Genomic DNA, 13,469 nt, shown 5'->3' with positions numbered 1-13,469 from the left:
CGCCGGATAGATTTAAGCAAGCCAACCACACCACCCGTTAATCAGTATTGCAAAAATGGGGGTGACCATAGATTTTTGTTGCCTGCGAAAAAGCGAGCAGGCGATCAATTGATCTCGATGCTGCCATCGGCCTGTTGCTTGTAGATCGTGTAGGGCAACAGCAAGGTATCGAGCACGCCCGACACGGCCGCATCGACCAGCAGACCCGGTGTCGCGTTCTTGTAGTTGAACGCATCGACGTCATCCGGCTTTTCGGCGTGCAGCATGCAGAAGTCGTACGTCACGCCACTGTAGATACGCGGTACAGCGCCGCAGTAGGATTTGTTCGCTTTCAACTGATCGGTGGAATGCTTGTCACTGAACGCCACGGTCTGCACCGTCCCGCACCCTGCCAGCATCAACGCCGCCAGCATCATTGCCTGAATTTTCATGCCGCCAATCCTTCGCCGGAAAAACTCAATCTACGCCGCTCAGGCCATCGGCGGCAACCGCCGTTTTACCGGGGTCTTCTTGACGATCGCCGTATTGGTTTCCGCCAGCGTATTCAGCCGGTCGAGCAAGGTGTCCAGTTGCTCCATCGAACGCACATGCAGGCGAGCGATAAAACAGTCCTCGCCAGTGACCTTGTCACACTCGGTGAACTCGGGAATCGACATGATCTGCCGCTCCACTTCCTGCAGCTGCCCCGGCAACGGCCGCACGCGGACGATGGCCTGCAACTGGTAGCCGAAGCATTTCGGGTCGATCTCCACGGTGTAGCCCTTGAGCACACCGCGCTCTTCCAGGCGGCGCAAGCGCTCGGCCACGCTCGGCGAAGACAATCCGCTGATCTGCGCCAGCGCCTTGAGCGAGCGCCGCGAATCCTCCATCAAGGCTCCGATCAGGATCTGGTCGATATCGTCGGTCATACAAAAAAACTCCCGCATTAGGCGAATGACGCAAACCACCCTTGATAAGAAAGGCAGAAATCGAGTTTAGCCTGCTTTTTGCGCTGGAGAAGCCACGGTCTCGCTTGGCATACTTTTGCCACACATTAAGGAGATTGATGATGGACAACACAATCCGTCGCGGCTCATTTGAAATGACCGCCGCCATGCTGATATCCGGGACCATCGGCTGGTTCGTGCTGGTGTCCGGGCAACCGGTGCTGGACGTGGTGTTCTGGCGCTGCGTGTTCGGCGCCGGAACCCTGCTGCTGATCTGCGCCGCGTTCGGCTTTCTGCGCCCAGGCATTCTGACCCGCACCACCTTCCTGCTGGCGGTGCTCAGCGGGGTGGCAATCGTCGGCAACTGGGTGCTGCTGTTCGCCTCCTACTCACGGGCCTCGATTGCCATCGGCACGGCGGTGTACAACGTCCAGCCGTTCATGTTGGTGGGATTGGCGGCGCTGTTTCTCGGCGAGAAGATCACCCTGCAGAAGCTGTTCTGGCTGGCGATTTCTTTCATGGGGATGCTGGCCATCGTCAGTGCCCACGGCGGGCAGGGCGAGGGCGGCAATGATTACCTGACAGGGATCGCGCTGGCGCTGGGGGCGGCGTTTCTGTACGCCATCGCAGCTTTGATCATCAAGCGCCTGACCGGCACGCCGCCGCACCTGATCGCGCTGATCCAGGTCTGCACCGGGGTGTTGCTGCTCGCGCCATTCGCCCATTTTTCAGCGATGCCGCAGGCGCCAAGTGCTTGGGCCAGTCTGGTGACACTGGGCATTGTCCACACCGGTCTGATGTATGTGTTGCTCTACGGCGCGATCCAGAAACTGCCGACCGCACTGACCGGCGCGCTGTCGTTTATCTACCCGATCGCGGCGATTTTCGTTGACTGGTTTGCCTTCGGCCACCAACTGCAAACCCTGCAATGGATCGGCGTGGCGGCGATTCTGCTGGCCGCTGCCGGCATGCAACAGGGTTGGGGCCTGAAGGCGCGGCGCCTGGCCGCGCAGTAAACCTCAGATATTCCAGCGCGGCGCAGTCTTCGCCAGGCGCTGGCGCATCTCGCCGACGTTGGCGGCGAGTTGCCGGGTCAACAAACGGTAGCCATCGAGTGGGCTATAGACCGGCGTGTCGAGGCTGGCGTCCGGCAACTCCACCGGACGCCCCAATCGACCGGACGCTCCGGTTTTCAACGCCCGGGCCATGCCGATCAATTGCACGCGAATATGCCGGTGCTCGGCCTTGAGCGCCGCTTGCAGGTGCGCCATGGCGTCGGGATCGTTGGCATCCGGGCGGATGTTGCCGAGGATTTCCAGGGTGCTGATGCACATGCGCAGGTTGCGCTGGATCGCGTCCAGTTCGGTCATCGAGACTTTGACTTCCTTGGACACCGACGGCATCAGCGAACGCAACTGCACCATCACTGCGTTCAGCCGGCTCATCAACTTCAAGTGTTCGTCGGCGGTTACAGGCTGGCCGCCGATGATCCGTCCGTATACGGTTGCGCAATCACGCAGCGCATCGGCCAGGTTGTAGCGCCACGAGTACACCGCGTACAGCGGCAGGGCGAAGGAAAAGGCCAGCGCCAAAGCGATACCGATCAGGATATCGACCCCGCGCCACAGCCCGTCGGTGATCGGGTTGTCGCCATGCCCGGCGACGATGAACACGGTGATGGCCGAGAGCAGGGCGGTGTAGCCGCCCTTGCCGATGGCGTGATACGAGAAAAATCCGCACACCACCGCCATCGCAAAATAGGTCAGCCACGGCATGCCCAGCCATGCCTGCTGCGCCACCAGTAACAAACCGACGCCGGCGCCGATCAAGGTGCCGGTTGCACGTTCGGCGGCTTTCTTGCCGATGTTGCCGTGATGCTGCAAGCCGCCGATCACCACCAGCATGGTCACCGACGCCCATTCGCCGTGGGGCAGATTGATGCCGGTGGTCAGCAGGATTGTCGCCAGCAACCCCAGTGCCACCCGCACCGCGTGGATCGTTCGTGCATGGCGATAACGTCGATACGGGTCGAGCAACGGCCGCAGGATCCGCCGCAACAGCGGCGGCCAGCGGTGGGGGCTGAAAGTGCTCAGCGCTGATTCCTCCTCAGAAGATGTAGTCGGTGGCGATGAAGTTCGAATCGCGCCCGCGAATGATTTCGCTGATCAGATCCTTGTTGGGTTCCTGAAACTTGGTTGCCACCAGCGTACGGATCGAGAACACCCGCAGTGCATCGTGTACCGACAGCGTGCCCTCGGCGGAGTTCTTGCGCCCGTTGAACGGGTAAGTGTCCGGGCCACGCTGGCACTGAGCGTTGAGGTTGATCCGCCCGACCTGGTTGGCAAAGGTGTCGACCAGTCGGCCGACGGCCACCGGGTTGGTGCCGAAAATGCTCAGTTGCTGGCCGAAGTCCGATTCCAGCACGTAGTCGATCACGGTATCGAGGTGACGGTAAGGCACGATCGGTACCACCGGGCCAAACTGCTCTTCCTGATACACGCGCATCTGCGGCGTCACCGGGTACAGCACCGCCGGATAGAAGAACGAGGCCCGCGCTTCGCCCCCATTCGGGTTGACCACCTGGGCGCCTTTGCTCTGCGCGTCAGCCACCAGCCCATGCAGATAATCGACCTTGCCCGACTCCGGCAGTGGCGTCAGCGAAACCCCGCTGTCCCACGGCATGCCCGGCTTGAGGCTGGCTAATTTGGCGTTGAATTTCTCGATGAAACTGTCCACCACATCTTCATGCACGAACAGGATTTTCAACGCGGTGCAGCGCTGGCCGTTGAACGACAGCGAACCGGTGACTGCTTCGCTGACCGCGTTGTCCAGATCCACCTCGGGCAGGACGATGCCGGGGTTCTTCGCATCCAGGCCCAAGGCGGCGCGCAAGCGGTGTGGTTTCGGGTGCAGTTTCTTCAGGTCGCTGGCGGCCTTGTTGGTGCCGATGAACGCGAAGATGTCGATCTTGCCGCTGGCCATCAGCGCGCTGACGGTCTCGCGGCCGCTGCCGTAGATCACGTTGATCACGCCGGTCGGGAAGCTGTCGCGGAAGGCTTCAAGCAACGGGCGGATCAGCAGCACGCCGAGCTTGGCCGGTTTGAACACCACGGTGTTGCCCATGATCAGCGCCGGGATCAGCGTGGTGAACGTCTCGTTCAGCGGATAGTTGTAAGGCCCCATGCACAGCGCCACGCCGAGCGGGACGCGGCGGATCTGGCCGAGGGTGTCCTGTTCCAGCTCGAAACGGCTGGAGCGGCGGTCGAGTTCTTTCAGCGCATTGATGGTGTCGACGATGTAGTCGCAGGTGCGGTCGAACTCTTTTTCCGAGTCCTTGAGGTTCTTGCCGATTTCCCACATCAGCAGTTTCACCACGGCGTCGCGCTGTTGGCGCATGCGTCCGAGGAAGGCTTCGACGTGCTGGATGCGTTCGGCCACGCGCATGGTCGGCCACAGGCCCTGGCCGCGGTCGTAGGCGCGGACGGCGGCGTCAAGAGCGGTGAGGGCGGTATCGGCATCCAGTAGCGGCGTGCTGCCGAGGATCACCTGCTCGTCGCCGTTGTCGCCATGCAGATAGACCGGGCTGCGCACGGTGGCGAGCGGGCCGTCCCAGCGGCGCAACTCGCCATCGACCAGGTATTCGCGTTGCTCGACCTGACCGTCGAGGCGGTATTTTTCCGGGATGTCGCTGACAGAAGGGAACAGGTTGCCAAGGATGTTTGCTGTGGTCATGTCGCTACCCCGTGTTGATGTCCGCATGCAGATCAAAAAGTCTCAACAGGTTATACGCCTGAATGCGCGGAAATTTAAACCCGCAAATGTCACGCGAATGTCACGCGAAACCGCACAGCAGAGCGGGCATCCACACATGATCGTTCCCATGCTCTGCGTGGGAATGCCTCAAGGGACGCTCCGCGTTCCACGCGGAGCGTGGGAACGATCATCTTCAGGTAATGGGCTGGCCCCGTTTGCCCCCCTCAATGTCCCGCAATGCCCTCAACCCGCCGACCCGCCTGCCTTAAGGTGTGACCACAACAATAAGCGAGGCCGTTATGCGGGCAATCCGACTCACATTATTACTGGCGTTGGCCATGACGCTGTCAGGCTGTGGCGAAGACCCCAAACCCCCGGCCAGCACCAACAACACCATTCCCAAAGACCCGGCGCTGGCGCAGATCTACGCCAACAGCTGCCAGCTCTGCCACGCCAACCCCGCCGCAAATGCGCCGCTGACCGGTGACCGCAAGGCCTGGGAACCGCGCATCCAGCAGGGCGCCGACACGCTGCTCGACCACGCCATCAACGGCTACAACGGCATGCCGCCGATGGGCCAGTGCGTCGAGTGCTCGGAAGAACAATTCCTTCAGTTGATCGGCTTCATGGCCGACCAGCCGCTCCCACAATAAGGATCCTGGCATGCCGATAGATCTGACACGCCGGCAGTTATTGCAACGGGCAAGCATCGTCGGCGCGTTCAGCGCGCTGGCTTCCAATCCGGCGCTGGGCCAGTTGATGCGCGCACCGCGCCTGATTCCCTGGCGCAACTGGTCGGGCGGGCAGAGCTGCCTGCCGGCGGCGCGGGTGGCGCCGAAGAGTCTGGATGAATTGACGACGATCATTCAGCAAGCCCCCGGCAAGATTCGCCCTGTCGGTTCGGCGCATTCCTTCAGCGCGCTGGTGCCCACCGACGGCACATTGTTGTCCCTGAGCTACTTCAACGGTCTGCTCGATCACGACCCGAAAACCCTGCAGGCCGAATTCGCCGCCGGCACGCCGATGTCGCGCATGGGCGTGCCGCTCAAGGATGTCGGCCAGGCCCTGCAAAACATGGCCGACATCGACTACCAGACCCTCGCCGGGGCGATTTCCACCTCAACCCACGGCACCGGCAAAACCTTCCAATCCTACTCGGCCCACGTCTGCGGGATGCAACTGGTGACCGCCAGTGGCGAGGTGTTGGATTGCGACAACCAGCGTCATCCCGAAGTGTTCAACGCCGCCCGGGTGTCCCTCGGCGCACTCGGCGTGGCGACCAAAATCCGCCTGCAAAACCGTCCGGCCTATCGCCTGCGGGAAACCCAGTGGATCGCCAAAACCGAAGAGCTGCTGGAAGACCTGGACAAGAACACGAGCGAAAACCAGCACTGGGAAATGCTCGTCGTCACCCATTCCGACTACGCCTTGTCGATCGCCCTCAACGAAACCACCGACCCGCCCACGCCGCCGATCCCGCCCGAAGAGGAGGGCGGCAACGAGTTCGTGACCCTGATCGAGAAGATCGACAAGTACGGCAGCGATTTCCCGGGCCTGCGCAGTTCGCTGCTCAACAGCCTGCGGCATCTGGCGAGTTTCGATGACCGGGTCGGCGACTCGTTCGATATCTACGCCAACGTGCGCACCGTGCGCTTCAACGAAATGGAATATTCAGTGCCCGCCGAACACGGTCCGGCCTGCCTGCGCGAGATTCTCAAGCTGATCCGCGACAAGGACCTGCGCACCTGGTTTCCCATCGAGTACCGCTACGTCAAGGCTGACGACATTCCGCTGAGCATGTTCGAAGGCCGCGACAGCTGCTCGATCTCGGTCCACCAGCATTACCAGATGGACCATCACAACTTCTTCGCCGCCGTCGAGCCGATCTTCTGGAAGTACAACGGGCGCCCGCACTGGGGCAAATTGCACACGCTGAATGCCCGGACGTTGCAAACGCTCTATCCGCGCTGGCAGGAATTCATTCAGGTGCGCCAGGCGCTGGACCCGAGCGGCAAGTTTCTCAACGGGCATCTGTCGTCGATTCTGGGGGTGAGCTGATGGCGGTCAATCGACGTAACTTCGTGCTCGGTGCGTTGGGTGTCGGCGCCTTGCTGGTGGGGGTTGGCGCATGGTTGAGGCCTGGAGATCGCGGCGGGCCTTACAGTGACTATTTCCGGGCGCTGAACAACGAGCTCAAGACCAAAGGCCCGATGCGCCCGGTGTTGCTGATCGATCTTGATCGACTCGACCACAACATCGACGTGGTGATGCGCTCGGTCAAACGCGCAGGCAAGCAGTTGCGGCTGGTGGAGAAATCCCTGCCGTCACCGGGGCTGCTCAGCTACATCGGCCAACGGGCAGGGACGCAGCGGCTGATGTCGTTTCATCAGCCGTTTCTCAATCACGATGCGGTGACGTTCCCGCAGTCCGACATTCTGCTCGGCAAGCCGTTGCCGGTGCGTTCCGCCGAGATTTTCTACCAGATCCACAAAGGCCCGTTCGACCCGACGAAACAACTGCAATGGCTGATCGACAACCCCGAACGTCTGCAGCAATACCTCGCACTGGCCCAGGGATTGGGCACGCGGATGCGGATCAACATCGAGCTGGACGTCGGCCTGCACCGGGGCGGCGTCAGTGACGTGAACGTGCTCGGCCAGATGCTCGCGCTGATCGCCGCCAACCCGCAGCATCTGGAGTTCGCCGGGTTCATGGGTTACGACCCGTTCGTGGGCATGGGCGTGCCGGGGATTCTCGGCTCGCCCGAGGAACTGTTCGCCAAGGTGATGGTGATTTATCAGCGCTGCGTCGACTTCACCCGGCAGCAATATCCGGCGCTGTGGCATGACGGTTTGTGCCTGAACACTGCCGGTAGCCCGAGTTATCGCATGCATGCAAACGAAAGCCTGAGCAGCGAAGTGTCGGTGGGTACGGCGATGCTCAAGCCGACTCATTACGACTTGCCGTCACTGGTCGAACACGAGCCGGCCGCGTACATCGCCACGCCAGTGTTGAAAAGCACGGGGGCGGTGAATATTCCGGCGCTGGACGACAAGTCGAAGCTGTTTTCGTGGTGGGACACCAACCAGCGGCAGACCTTTTTTATCTACGGCGGCAACTGGATGGCCGAGTTCGAATCACCGCCCGGATTGCAGAGCAATGGCGTTTACGGCCGTAGCTCTAATCAGGAAATGGTCAATGGTTCGAATGCCGTGGGGTTGACGGTGGAGGATCAAGTCTTTCTGCGGCCGACCCAGACCGAGGCCGTCCTCCTGCAATTCGGCGACTTGCTGGCGGTGCGTGGCGGCAAGATCGTCGATACCTGGCCGGTTTATTCCTGACGTTGAATCACGATGAAGCCCTGTGGGAGCCAGCCGGCTCCCACAGGTTTTTTTATGCCCGCAATTCCCCGATCAATTTCTGTAATGAAGCTTTTATGACAAAAGTTCGGTAGCACATCGCCAGTCCGGTCATGCCTATGTAACGCGCTTGAGGGGCCCTTTGGGCGCTTTTCACAAGCCGAGGCGGGACGCCGGGAGTGAGGCAATGGGGACTATGGAACGCTACTCGAAAGTGGGCATGCAGGAACTCGATCAACGCCTGTCGAAGATCGTCGAAGCCGCGCGCAAGAAGCCGGTTTCGGTGTATCGCTACGGCGCGCCGTGGGTCTGGATCGTGTCGCAGGATGACTGGCAGGGCGCCTTGAAAGAGGTCTCCAGTTACATTCCGCCGGGGCATTCGCTGGTGCTGCTGCGCCCGCAGATCGATGACCTGCTCGACGCCCACCGCGACCTCCTGCACGACCTCAATGCCCAACCCGGCATGCTGATCGCCCCGCAGACGGTCATGCACATTCTGCTGCTGCAACTGCTGTATTCGGTGCCCAGCGAGCAGCAGCTTTATGAACAGCTCAATTACAACCTGCTGTTTCGCTGGTTCGTCGGCCTGGGCCTGAACCAGAAAGTCTGGAGCTTCAACGTCCTCAGTCGCGACATCGCCACGCTGCTCAACGAGCCGCGTGCGGTGCAGCTCATCCAGAAAATCATCGGTGAAGTGTTCTGCGGCGCGCTGCTGCAAATGCCCGAGTTCTCGCTGAACTTCGCGCTGCTGCACACCTGGCTGGGCAAGCACACCGGGGCCTGCACTTCAGCAATCAAGAACGCCAGTAACTGACGCACACGCAAGGCGCATGAGCGCCAACAGGTCATCGCGAATTTCAGGGGGTAGTGTGGAGCAGATTTTCACGTCACGGCTGGCGCTGTGGGGCTGGCTGCTGGTGACGGCCGGCGCGCAGCCGGCGTTCGCCGATGAGGCCGAAAACGCAGCGGCGCAGCGTCTGGTGGACGTCAACGAATACTTCGTGCGCGGCAACACCGTGCTCGATGCGCGGGCGATCGAAGAAGCGGTCTACCCGTTTCTCGGCCCGCAAAAAGCCTTGAGCGACATCGAAGGCGCGCGCGATGCCTTGCAGAAGGCCTATCAGGAACGCGGCTACCAATCGGTGTTCGTCGAACTGCCGGAGCAAGCGGTGGCCGACGGCATCGTCTACCTGCAAGTCAGCGAAACCAAGGTCGGCCGGGTCCGCGTGGTCGGCGCCAAACACTATTCGCCACTGGATATCCGCGACAACGTCCCGGCGCTGAAGGAAGGCGAGGTGCCGGATTTCGCCAAGGTCCAGGGCGAACTGGCGCAACTCAACAAGACCCCGGGCCGGCAGGTGATGCCGCTGGTGCGCGAAGGCCAGCGCCCCGGCACCATGGACGTGGACTTGCAGGTCGAAGACCAGAACCCGTGGACCGCCAGCGTGGGTCTGAACAACGACTACAGCGCCGACACCGAAAAACTGCGCACCGTCACCAGCCTCGGCTACAACAACCTCTGGCAGTTGGGGCACAGCGTCAACCTGACGTTCTTCACCGCACCCCAGGAAACCGACAACGCCAAGGTCTGGTCGGGCTCCTACACCGCGCCGCTGACCGAGCGCTGGAGCGTGCAGTTCTCCGGTTACCAGTCCGACAGCAACGTCGCCACCATCGGCGGCAGCAACGTGCTCGGCAAGGGCCATTCCTATGGCGTAGCGGCGATCTACACGATCCCGTCCAGCGGCAACTGGTCGAACTCGCTGTCGGCCGGCATCGACTTCAAGGACTTCGACGAGCGCCTGACCCTGTCCGGCGAAAGCGACAAGGTGCCGCTGAAATACGCGCCGTTCACCTTCGCCTACAACGGCTATCGCTACAGCGAAAAGAGCCAGCTCGGCCTCGGTCTGAGCCTGGTCGCGGCCACCCGCAGCATCTTCGGCTACGGCAGTTCCGACGAAGACTTCGACTACAAACGCTACCGCGCCAACCCGAGTTTCGCCGTGCTCAAGGGCGATACCAACTTCACCTGGACCTTCGACAGCGACTGGCAGAGCGCAAGCAAAGCCGCGTTTCAGCTGGCGTCGGGGCCGCTGGTTTCCAATGAACAGTTTTCCGCCGGCGGCGCGACTTCAGTGCGCGGTTATCTGGCGGCCGAACGCACCGCTGATGACGGCTTCCTGCTGAGCGAAGAGCTGCGCACACCGTCGCTGGCCAAGTACGTCGGCGGCTGGATGCAGGACTGGCGCTTCTACGCCTTCGCCGAAGGCGCGCAACTCTATCTGCGTGACGAACTGCCGGACCAGGACGCCAATTACGCCCTGGCCAGCATCGGCCTCGGCACCCGCGCCAGCCTGAGCAAATGGCTGTCCGGCAGCCTCGACTGGGGCTACCCGCTACTCGAAGGGCCGAACACCTCGAAACAGGAATCGCGCCTGCACTTCAACCTTCAGGCCACTTTCTAACAAGGAGCACCTCCATGCAGCGCCTTTTCCTTTCGTTGTTGATCTGCCTGGGCTTCGTGCTCCCGGCCACGGCCCAGGCCTGGTGGCAGGACGACTGGCATTACCGCAAACAGATCGCCGTCGACACCACACCGCAAGGTGCCGCGATCAATCAGGCTCTGGGCCGCACCGCGCTGCTGGTGCGCCTGCACACCGGCAACTTCACGTTTGATGGCGTAAAAGAGGACGGCTCGGACCTGCGCTTCGTCGCCGCCGATGACAAGACCGTGCTCAACCACCAGATCGAAAGCTTCGACGCGCTGATGGGCATGGCGCTGATCTGGGTCGATGTGCCGAATGTCGAGGGCGGTCAGCGTCAGGACATCTGGATGTACTACGGCAACCAGAAGGCGCCGGCGACCGGCAACGGCCAACTGACGTTCGATCCGAATTACACCGCGCTCTATCATTTCGACGGCGCCACCGGCACCCCGGCGAAAGACACTACCGCCTACGGCAACACCGCGCAGAGCGCGACCGGCGCGGCGATTGACGGCGTAGTAGGGCGTGCCTTGCAGTTCAGCGGCCAGCCGCTGCTGTTACCGGCCAGTCCGTCGTTGCAGCACAACGCCGGCAGCGCGTTCACCTTCAGTGCCTGGCTGCGACTGGATCAGGCCAATGGCGAGCAACTGATCCTGGCCCGCCGGGAAGGCACCAACAGCTTGCTGGTCGGTGTGAATCAGGGCGTGCCGTTCGTGGAGATCGATGGCCAGCGCGCCGTCGCCACGCAGCCGCTGAATCCGGGCCAATGGCAGCACGTCGCACTGACCGCCGAAGGCGCGAAAGTGACGCTGTACATCAACGGTCGCGAAGGCGCGGCACTGGCTCAGGCAATGCCGGCGTTCAACTCGGTCATGGCCATCGGCGCCGACCTGCACGAAGGTCCTTTCCAGCCGTTCGTGGGCGCTATCGATGAACTGCGCCTGTCGAAAGTCGCCCGTCCGGCGCCGCTGCTGCTCGCCGACGCCACTTCCCAGGGCGCCGAGTCGAAACTGGTGGCTTACGGCGTCGATGAAGAACAGTCCGGCTTCGGTTTCGGCAGCCTCGGCTTCCTGCTCAACGCGGTGCCGGTGGACGCCTGGGTGATCATCGCGGTGCTGGTGCTGATGATGTTCCAGTCGTGGATCATCATGCTGCGCAAGAACCGCACCCTCAGCCGCGTCACCGCTGCCAACGAAGACTTCCGCGTGCAATTCGCCAAGGTCGGCACTCGCCTGGAAATGTTCGCCGACGACACCCAACTCGCCCAGCGTTTGCAGCACTCACCGCTGTGGCGCCTGTATCTGGTGGCTGTGAAAGAGATCCGCACCCGCCGCGAGCAGGGCGCCGATACCTCGTCCGTTTCGGCGGCGACCATCGAAGCCATCCGCTGCTCCATGGACGGCGTGCGCACCCGTGAAAACCAGCAGCTCAGCTCGAAGCTTTCGACCCTGTCCAACGCCATCGCCGGCGGCCCGTACATCGGCCTGCTCGGCACGGTGCTGGGGATCATGGTGGTGTTCCTCGGCACGGCCATGGCCGGCGACGTCAACATCAACGCCATCGCGCCGGGTATGGCGGCCGCGTTGCTGGCCACGGCCATGGGCCTGTTCGTCGCGATCCCGGCGCTGTTTGGCTACAACCGCCTGATCACCCGCAACAAGGAAGTCAGCGCCGACATGCGCGTGTTCGTCGACGAGTTCATCACCCGTCTGGCGGAGATGCACGGCGAAGGCCAGTCCAGTGAAGCGGCGCATCAGCGCGGTCATCACGCCAACCACTCCGTACCGGCCTGAGGAGCACAGACATGGCGTCCGTAAATGCCTCCCACGACGATGACGAAGATGCAGCGGTAGACAGCATCAACATCACGCCACTGGTGGACGTGCTGATGGTGGTGCTGGTGATGTTCATCCTCACCGCCACCGCGCAGGTCTCCGGGATCCAGATCAACCTGCCCAAGGCCAGCGCCGCCGTGTCGCTGTCCGAGGCCAAGACCAAGGCGATTTCGGTCAACGACGGCGGCCAGGTGTTCCTCGACGCCTACCCGGTGACCCTGCCGGAGCTGGAAGAACGCCTGCGCATCGAGAAAGCGCAGAACCCGGACTTCCCGGTGATCGTGCGCGGCGACGCTACGGTGCAGTACCAGAAAGTCATCGAAGTGCTGGATCTGCTGCGCCGGCTCGAACTGTCCCAGGTCGGTCTCGTTACCGGCAAACCGACGCAGGGCTGAGTGATGACTGCACAACTGCCAATCGAGCCTTTGCCGGTGAAGAAGTCGCCACTGCGTTACGTGAAGTGGGGCGCCGGGCTGTTGCTGGGCGCCGTCGCGGCATTCCTGTTGTGGCAGTGGGCCAACGACATGAGCGGCATCCGCCGGGAAGCGCCGAAGGTGCCGACGATCATTCCGTTGCCGCCACCGCCACCTCCGCCGCCGGAAAAACCGCCAGAGCCGGAAACCCCGGTGGAAGAAAAAATCGTCGAGCCCGAGCCAACGCCCGAGCCGCAAGAGGTCAAGCCCGAGGAAGAAGCACCGCCATCGCCGGCGGACGATCTGGCCAACCCGATGCAGATCGACGGCGACGCCCAGAGCGGCAGCGACGCCTTCAACATCGGCGCGGGCAAGGGCGGCGGCATGGCCGGTTCCGGCGGTGGGCGATTGGGCAACGGCACCTACAGCCAGTTCCTCGCGTTCACCTTCCAGAAGCTGCTGCGCGAGAACCCCGACCTGCGCAACCTCGCGTTTTCGCTGCAGGCCGATGTGTGGCTGAGCAGCGTCGGCGAGATCACCCGGGTCGAGCTGATCAAGTCCAGCGGTAACCCCGAGATCGATAGTCAGGTGTTGGCCGCATTGCGTAACGCGCCGCATCTGAGCGAGCGGCCACCGGCCTCCATCACCTTGCCTGTGCGCATGTCCCTGCAAGGGCGGCGTCCGGGTTAACCGAATT

Annotated in this window: 13 protein-coding genes; 9 read left to right on the top strand and 4 right to left on the bottom strand. The window is 62.3% G+C overall.

What is annotated here, in order from left to right; genetic code table 11:
• Nucleotides 1-104: 104 nt before the first annotated feature.
• Together AC1RT4_RS06410 and AC1RT4_RS06405 are read right to left on the bottom strand one after the other, a co-directional pair.
• Nucleotides 105-431 carry a YceK/YidQ family lipoprotein gene (locus AC1RT4_RS06410; protein WP_493084388.1) on the bottom strand — a complete coding sequence of 109 codons (327 nt, stop codon included), beginning with the start codon at nucleotides 429-431 and terminating at the stop codon, nucleotides 105-107.
• A 39-nt stretch (nucleotides 432-470) separates the two neighbouring features.
• Nucleotides 471-908 carry an Lrp/AsnC family transcriptional regulator gene (locus tag AC1RT4_RS06405; RefSeq protein WP_007955121.1) on the bottom strand — a complete coding sequence of 146 codons (438 nt, stop codon included), beginning with the start codon at nucleotides 906-908 and terminating at the stop codon, nucleotides 471-473.
• A 140-nt stretch (nucleotides 909-1,048) separates the two neighbouring features.
• On the opposite strand from AC1RT4_RS06405, the gene AC1RT4_RS06400 reads away from it, so the two are divergent.
• Nucleotides 1,049-1,942 (top strand): DMT family transporter, encoded by an 894-nt coding sequence (locus AC1RT4_RS06400; protein ID WP_493084386.1) that lies wholly within the window; start codon nucleotides 1,049-1,051, stop codon nucleotides 1,940-1,942.
• Between the two features lie 3 nt (nucleotides 1,943-1,945).
• Here the strand turns inward: AC1RT4_RS06400 and AC1RT4_RS06395 are convergent, their stop codons facing one another.
• Together AC1RT4_RS06395 and AC1RT4_RS06390 are read right to left on the bottom strand one after the other, a co-directional pair.
• A complete protein-coding gene (locus AC1RT4_RS06395; protein WP_493084475.1) occupies nucleotides 1,946-2,986 on the bottom strand; it encodes an FUSC family protein in 1,041 nt (346 codons plus the stop codon).
• A gap of 46 nt (nucleotides 2,987-3,032) precedes the next feature.
• Nucleotides 3,033-4,658: an NADP-dependent glyceraldehyde-3-phosphate dehydrogenase gene (locus AC1RT4_RS06390; RefSeq protein ID WP_007955118.1), complete on the bottom strand. Its 1,626-nt coding sequence runs from the start codon at nucleotides 4,656-4,658 to the stop codon at nucleotides 3,033-3,035.
• A 320-nt stretch (nucleotides 4,659-4,978) separates the two neighbouring features.
• Here AC1RT4_RS06390 and AC1RT4_RS06385 point away from each other — a divergent pair, with 320 nt between their 5' ends.
• The 8 genes from AC1RT4_RS06385 (at nucleotide 4,979) to AC1RT4_RS06350 (ending at nucleotide 13,462) form a co-directional block, all read left to right on the top strand.
• The gene (locus tag AC1RT4_RS06385) at nucleotides 4,979-5,332 is read left to right on the top strand and encodes a c-type cytochrome (protein WP_493084383.1); all 354 of its coding nucleotides are present in this window, start codon (nucleotides 4,979-4,981) and stop codon (nucleotides 5,330-5,332) included.
• Between the two features lie 76 nt (nucleotides 5,333-5,408).
• Entirely contained in the window at nucleotides 5,409-6,737 is a 1,329-nt protein-coding gene (locus AC1RT4_RS06380) for a D-arabinono-1,4-lactone oxidase (RefSeq protein WP_493084473.1), read from the top strand.
• A 74-nt stretch (nucleotides 6,738-6,811) separates the two neighbouring features.
• The gene (locus AC1RT4_RS06375) at nucleotides 6,812-8,020 is read left to right on the top strand and encodes a DSD1 family PLP-dependent enzyme (RefSeq protein WP_493084471.1); all 1,209 of its coding nucleotides are present in this window, start codon (nucleotides 6,812-6,814) and stop codon (nucleotides 8,018-8,020) included.
• Between the two features lie 205 nt (nucleotides 8,021-8,225).
• Nucleotides 8,226-8,852 carry a transposase gene (locus AC1RT4_RS06370; RefSeq protein WP_074690888.1) on the top strand — a complete coding sequence of 209 codons (627 nt, stop codon included), beginning with the start codon at nucleotides 8,226-8,228 and terminating at the stop codon, nucleotides 8,850-8,852.
• A gap of 55 nt (nucleotides 8,853-8,907) precedes the next feature.
• Nucleotides 8,908-10,503 carry a ShlB/FhaC/HecB family hemolysin secretion/activation protein gene (locus AC1RT4_RS06365; protein ID WP_493084381.1) on the top strand — a complete coding sequence of 532 codons (1,596 nt, stop codon included), beginning with the start codon at nucleotides 8,908-8,910 and terminating at the stop codon, nucleotides 10,501-10,503.
• A 14-nt stretch (nucleotides 10,504-10,517) separates the two neighbouring features.
• Nucleotides 10,518-12,317 (top strand): DUF2341 domain-containing protein, encoded by a 1,800-nt coding sequence (locus AC1RT4_RS06360; RefSeq protein ID WP_493084379.1) that lies wholly within the window; start codon nucleotides 10,518-10,520, stop codon nucleotides 12,315-12,317.
• 11 nt (nucleotides 12,318-12,328) lie between these two features.
• Nucleotides 12,329-12,754: an ExbD/TolR family protein gene (locus AC1RT4_RS06355; RefSeq protein ID WP_007955109.1), complete on the top strand. Its 426-nt coding sequence runs from the start codon at nucleotides 12,329-12,331 to the stop codon at nucleotides 12,752-12,754.
• A 3-nt stretch (nucleotides 12,755-12,757) separates the two neighbouring features.
• On the top strand, nucleotides 12,758-13,462 hold the full coding sequence (locus tag AC1RT4_RS06350; protein WP_064381837.1) for an energy transducer TonB family protein: 705 nt from the start codon (nucleotides 12,758-12,760) through the stop codon (nucleotides 13,460-13,462).
• Nucleotides 13,463-13,469: the final 7 nt, after the last annotated feature.

This window comes from Pseudomonas sp. GW821-FHT11D10 (genome assembly GCF_058808435.1).
The sequence above is the reverse complement of the archived record's forward strand: the minus strand, read 5'-3'. Positions and strand labels throughout refer to the sequence as shown.

Coding starts and splice junctions, on each gene's coding strand:
- AC1RT4_RS06405 (WP_007955121.1), bottom strand. CDS start 908: ATGACCGACGATATCGACCAGATCCTGATCGGAGCCTTGATGGAGGAT.
- AC1RT4_RS06360 (WP_493084379.1), top strand. CDS start 10,518: ATGCAGCGCCTTTTCCTTTCGTTGTTGATCTGCCTGGGCTTCGTGCTC.
- AC1RT4_RS06350 (WP_064381837.1), top strand. CDS start 12,758: ATGACTGCACAACTGCCAATCGAGCCTTTGCCGGTGAAGAAGTCGCCA.
- AC1RT4_RS06385 (WP_493084383.1), top strand. CDS start 4,979: ATGCGGGCAATCCGACTCACATTATTACTGGCGTTGGCCATGACGCTG.
- AC1RT4_RS06370 (WP_074690888.1), top strand. CDS start 8,226: ATGGGGACTATGGAACGCTACTCGAAAGTGGGCATGCAGGAACTCGAT.
- AC1RT4_RS06410 (WP_493084388.1), bottom strand. CDS start 431: ATGAAAATTCAGGCAATGATGCTGGCGGCGTTGATGCTGGCAGGGTGC.
- AC1RT4_RS06355 (WP_007955109.1), top strand. CDS start 12,329: ATGGCGTCCGTAAATGCCTCCCACGACGATGACGAAGATGCAGCGGTA.
- AC1RT4_RS06390 (WP_007955118.1), bottom strand. CDS start 4,658: ATGACCACAGCAAACATCCTTGGCAACCTGTTCCCTTCTGTCAGCGAC.
- AC1RT4_RS06400 (WP_493084386.1), top strand. CDS start 1,049: ATGGACAACACAATCCGTCGCGGCTCATTTGAAATGACCGCCGCCATG.